The organism is Clostridium sp., assembly GCF_016650095.1.
In the GTDB taxonomy this organism is placed as follows: Bacteria; Bacillota; Clostridia; order Clostridiales; family Clostridiaceae; genus Clostridium_AD.
On the sequence record NZ_JAENWL010000259.1, the window covers coordinates 1 to 5559 of the forward strand.

Sequence of the window (5559 nt, forward strand, 5' to 3'; positions counted from 1 at the left end):
TATCAGATACATCATACTATTAAATATAAAAAGCAATTGAACGTTGAAAGATGGTAGTAATAGCTACCCCCCGGTCGAAAAATTTGGAAAGCGGTCAGAGATACTGGGAAACGGTAAGGGTATAAGACAAAAGAGAAATATTGCGCGTGTGAGAAAAATCTGAGCGAAAGGAGAAAATTTTGAAATTATGAAAAATGAGATTGAAGTTAAAGAGTCATTAATCAGACAACTTGAAAATAAAAAAGCAGCAACAGATTACTTTTTATCTTTAATTGATGATTATATGTTTTATTTTAATGAGGAACAGAGTATGCAAGAAGATGTAAAAACACGCGGGCGATCTTATAAAGCAAAGTCTGCAAGTGGATTTATGATTATAAAGGAAAATGAAAACTTAAAAAACGCTGTAACGTTTAGCAAACAAAAACTCGCAATACTTAAGCAAATGGGACTGACAACTGACGACGTTATAGGTGATGATGTTGATGACGAAATGTAAAAAGCTAATTCCAGAAATTCAAAACTATATTGATTTAGTACGTAGTGGAACAATTGAAGTTTGCAAAGAACAATTTCAACTAATAGATTATGTGGAAAAATGCTTTCAAGAAGAAAGCTTATATGTTGATGAAGAACTTTTAAAAAAATATTTAAGTTTGCAGAAATACTTTCCTTTCAAATTATTTGATTGGGAGGTATTTTGTTTTACCCTTCATAACTGTACATTTAAAAAAGAGGGCGAAGTATTAAGATGGCCTGACTTATTTATAATGGTTGGACGTGGAGCTGGTAAGAATGGTTATTTAAGCTTTGAAGATTTTTGCTTGATAAGTGACTATAATCCAGTAAGATTTTATCACATAAGTATTTGTGCTAATTCAGAGGATCAAGCTAAAACAAGTTTTGATGATGTTTGGCAAGTACTAGAAGATAATAAACAAAAACTTAAAAGCCATTTTACATGGACCAAGGAATTAATAACAAATTTAAAAACTGGATCTAAATTAAGATTTAGAACATCAAATGCTAATACGAAAGATGGTGGACGAGAGGGAAAAGTTGACTATGATGAAGTCCACTTCTTTGAAAATTTTAAAATAATCAATGTATTTAAAACTGGACTAGGTAAAAAGAAGAATCCAAGGACAACTACAATTACAACGCAGGGTGACGTAAGAGAGGGCGTACTAGATAGTATGCTGATTACTGCGTTAGATGTTTTGAAAGGTGCCGAAGATGATAATGGAACTTTATCATTTATTTGTAGATTAGATAATAAGGATGAAGTTAATAACCCTAAGATGTGGGATAAAGCAAACCCAAGTTTGCGTTTTAATGAAGATTTATTAGTAGAAATAAATAAGGAATATATAGATTATAAAAAAGATTCTATTAATAATTCTGCGTTTATGACTAAGCGCATGAATTTGCCAGCAGGTGATGTTGATGTTGAAGTAACCGAATGGGAAAATATACTAGCGACAAATAAATTAATACCAGATTTAGAAGGCATGACTTGTACCGCTGGAATAGATTTTGCATTTACAACAGATTTTGTAAGTGTTGGTTTATTATTTCTATATAAAGGTATTTATTATTGGCTAACTCATACTTGGGTATGTAAAAAATGTAATGATTTAGGAAGAATTAAAGCTCCATTACTAGAGTGGGAAAGAATGGGGTTATTAGATATGGTTGACGATGTAGAAATATCACCTGATCTACCTGCCGAATGGTTAGCAGAACAGGCATTAAAATATAATATAACAACTTTAGGAATGGATTTATATAGATATAGTGTATTAAAAAAAGCACTTAGAAAAGTTGGGTTTGATGTAGATAAGGGTGGGGCTAATAATATTAGCATAATAAGGCCTAGTAATGAAATGATGATAGCCCCTACCGTTAATAGTTTATTTGTTAAGCATTCTATAGTATGGGGAGATAATCCACTAATGCGTTGGTATACAAATAATACGAGTAAAAAACCAGAACCACATGACAATATTTCATACGGTAAAATTGAGCCTAAAAGTAGAAAAACAGATGGATTTAAAGCATTTGTTGCAGCAATGGCAGCAGGTGGAATAGATCTAATTGATAGTGGCGATGTAGTTGAACTTGATCTTGATTGCTATTCGTATTGAGAGGAGGTGAGATAAAAATATATGAGTATCGGCTTTATAAATTGGATGAAAAGTTTTTTAGGTATAGGAGAAACTACAGTAAACATGACAGCAACAGCAATTTCATCAGAACAAAAACTAGCAATAGAGATCTTTGCGATATATTCTGCAATTAATTTAATAGCTAGTAGTATTTCAAAATGTGAATTTAAAACTTATATGAAGTACGTTGAATTTAAAGGTGATGTTTATTATAAGTGGAATATTGAACCAAACGTAAATGAAAACTCTAGTCAGTTTCAACAAAGATTTATTTCTAAATTGTTATTTAATGGTGAATGTTTAGTATTACCGATTGGTGAACAACTAATAATTGCAGATAGCTTTTATCAAGAAGAATTTGCAGTAACGGAAAATACATTCAGCAATATTACTAGTGGTACAATGTCTTTTAATAAAGTGTATAACATGGGTGAAGTTTACTATTATAAACTAGGGAATACAGATATAAGGGCATTATTAAGCAACCTAATAGCGGGATATAATGACCTATTGAATATGTCTATAGGGAAATATAGCCGTAGTGGTGGACGTAAGGGCATACTTGATATTGATGCAACAGCAAGTGGTAACAAAGATTTTCAAAGCAAATTAGAAGTGCTCATGAATACTAGGTTTAAGAAATACTTTGAATCTGAAAATGCAGTACTACCTCTGGAAAAAGGATATAAGTATGAGGAAAAAGGTGGAGAAGGTAGCAAGAAATCAACTAGTGAAATTGCAGATATTGCAGTTATAACAAAAGAAATATTTGAAAGAACTGGACAAGCTTTTAAAATACCACCAGCATTATTGCGTGGAGACATAGCAGACATAGGGGCAACAACTGATAATTACCTCACGTTTTGCGTTGACCCACTAGTTGATATGATAGGCGAAGAAAATAACCGCAAAAATTATGGGAAGGTCGCATATTTAGCAGGGAACTACATGCGAATTGATACAACTACTATAAAACATATTGATTTATTTAGCATATCAACAGCGTTTGATAAGCTTATTGCTAGTGGCGGATATTCTATAGACGAATTAAGAGTAAAGTCGGGAGATGTGGCATTGAATACACCTTGGAGTACACAACATGTAATCACTAAAAACTATCAAAAGATTGAAACATTAGGACAAGAAACTACAGTTACTACGGTTACTAAGTAGAGAATGAGAGGAGGTGAAAAAATGGCAAAAGCAAAAACCAATTTTATAATTAAACAAGCAGTGGCACCAGGAAGTATTGATTTATATATATATGATGATGTTGAAGGCGATGGTATGTCATGGATGACTGGCGAAGTTATTGAAAGCGAAACGTCTGCAAATTACATCAAGGGCCAACTTGAGAATGCTAAAGATATAAAGCAAATAAATATATACATTAACTCTTATGGCGGTGAAGTCAAAGAAGGACTAGGAATTTATAACCTTTTAAAAAGACATACAGCACAAAAAACAGTATTCATTGATGGATTTGCTTGTAGTATTGCAAGTGTAATAGCTATGGTTGGTGACAAGGTAGTAATGGGTACAAATACATTAATGATGATACATCATGCGGCTATGGGTGTGTTTGGAAATGCCGAAGAACTAAGAAAGGCTGCAAATGATGTTGAGGTTATCGATAGTGCTAGTTGTTCAAGTTATATTGATAAAGCAGGCGATAAACTAACCGCAGAAACACTTAAACAATTACTAGATGGACAAACTTGGCTCAATGCTGAACAATGTCTGCAATATGGTTTATGTGATGAAATAACAGGCAAAGAAGATACAGCAATTGCAGTAGCTAAACAAAGATTCAAAACAGCAATGAAGTTTGAAATAGAACAACATGAACCAGCTTTAGAAGTTCCACCAGAATTAATAGTACAAAAAACCAATGCTGAAAGATTAATGATGGCTTTCACAAATAAAAATACGGAGGCAAAATAATATGACAATTAAAAACAAAGATTTAATTATGCAAGAATTAAAAGATAGCTTGGGGTTGGCGATGAAATCCACAGACGAAAATGCTATAGCAATGGCTTTAACCGCATTTGCAGAAGGTGTGCAACAAAATGTAACAGAAGAATTTAAGACATATCAACAAACACAAGACGTAAGCATTTTAGCTAAACGTGGTGTACACCAATTGACCGCAGAGGAAAACAAATTCTATATGGGCATAATTGGTGCTATGAAATCAGCAGACCCAAGACAAGCCTTTACGACTCTTCCAACCGCATATCCTGAAACAATAATTGATAATGTAATTGCAGATATTAAAGAAGCTCATCCGTTATTAGCTGCAATCAATTTCACCAACTCAACAATCTTAACTAAAATGATCGTCAATAAACAAGGTGCTCAACTTGCAATATGGGGTCCTATTAATAGTGCAATTACCGCAGAATTAAGCGGAGCAATTGGAACTATGGATTTAACTCTTTGCAAGTTATCTGCATTTATGCCTATCTCGAAAGACATGCTCGCAGTTGGACCACAATGGATAGATGCATATATTAGAGGAGTATTGAGTGAAGCAATTGCACTAGCATTAGAAGAAGCAATTGTAAATGGTACTGGATTAAATATGCCTATCGGAATGAACAGAAGTGTGGCTGATGACGTGGTTGTTACTGGCGGTGTTTATCCCCTTAAAACTTTATTAGTTGTATCTAATCTTAACCCGGTAACATTTGGCGCAATAGCTGCAAAACTTTCAAAAGCACCAAACGGAAAGCAAAGACCAGTTGCAGAAATATTAATGCTTGTTAATCCAACGGATTACTTTACAAGGGTGTACCCAAATACAACTATAAGAGCACTAGATGGTACTTATAATTACAATGTATTACCTTACCCAACACAGATAATCCAATCTGTAGCAGTAACAGAGGGAACAGCAGTATTTGGATTAGCAGCTAAGTATTTAATGGGAATCGGTTCAGGGGCTAAAGAAGGTAAAATTGAGTTTTCTGATGAGTTTAGATTTTTAGAAGATCAAAGAGTTTACCTCACTAAGTTGCTTGGAAATGGTAAAGCACTTGATGATAATGCGTTTATACTTGCAGACATAACAGGAATGACAGCAGCAGTATTAGAAGTAGCAGTAACTAATATCGTTAAAACTAAAGAACAAGTTTAGAGAGGTGATTTAAATGCCTATAGGATTATTAGAAGCTATAAGGGCGTATTTACACATAACATGGGTTGATGAATTAACTGATAGTAATTTAACTGGTATGATAAAAAGAGGGATGGCACGCTTGCAAGTAATTGCTGGGGTGCCTCTTGAATTTATAATTGAGGATGATGCCAGATCATTATTATTTGATTATGTAAGATATGCGAACAGCCAAGCCCTAGAAATGTTTGAAAAGAATTTTGCTAGTGA

6 protein-coding genes are annotated in these 5559 nt (G+C 33.5%); all 6 read left to right on the forward strand.

The window, feature by feature from the left end; genetic code table 11:
- The first annotated feature begins 187 nt into the window (after positions 1-187).
- A complete protein-coding gene (locus JJE11_RS13790) occupies positions 188-499 on the forward strand; it encodes a hypothetical protein (RefSeq protein ID WP_291636567.1) in 312 nt (103 codons plus the stop codon).
- A complete protein-coding gene (locus tag JJE11_RS13795; protein ID WP_291636569.1) occupies positions 486-2147 on the forward strand; it encodes a terminase TerL endonuclease subunit in 1662 nt (553 codons plus the stop codon). The genes JJE11_RS13790 and JJE11_RS13795 overlap by 14 nt, the downstream gene beginning before the upstream one ends.
- Before the next feature lie 21 nt (positions 2148-2168).
- Positions 2169-3341: a phage portal protein gene (locus JJE11_RS13800; protein WP_291636571.1), complete on the forward strand. Its 1173-nt coding sequence runs from the start codon at positions 2169-2171 to the stop codon at positions 3339-3341.
- A 21-nt stretch (positions 3342-3362) separates the two neighbouring features.
- Positions 3363-4112, forward strand: a complete 750-nt coding sequence (locus JJE11_RS13805) for a head maturation protease, ClpP-related (RefSeq protein ID WP_291636573.1) — start codon at positions 3363-3365, stop codon at positions 4110-4112.
- A gap of 1 nt (position 4113) precedes the next feature.
- Positions 4114-5310, forward strand: coding sequence for a phage major capsid protein (locus tag JJE11_RS13810; RefSeq protein WP_291636574.1), 1197 nt, complete (start codon positions 4114-4116; stop codon positions 5308-5310).
- Positions 5311-5323: 13 nt separating this feature from the next.
- Positions 5324-5559 (forward strand): hypothetical protein (locus tag JJE11_RS13815; protein WP_291636576.1); only part of this gene is annotated, 236 nt, incomplete at its 3' end.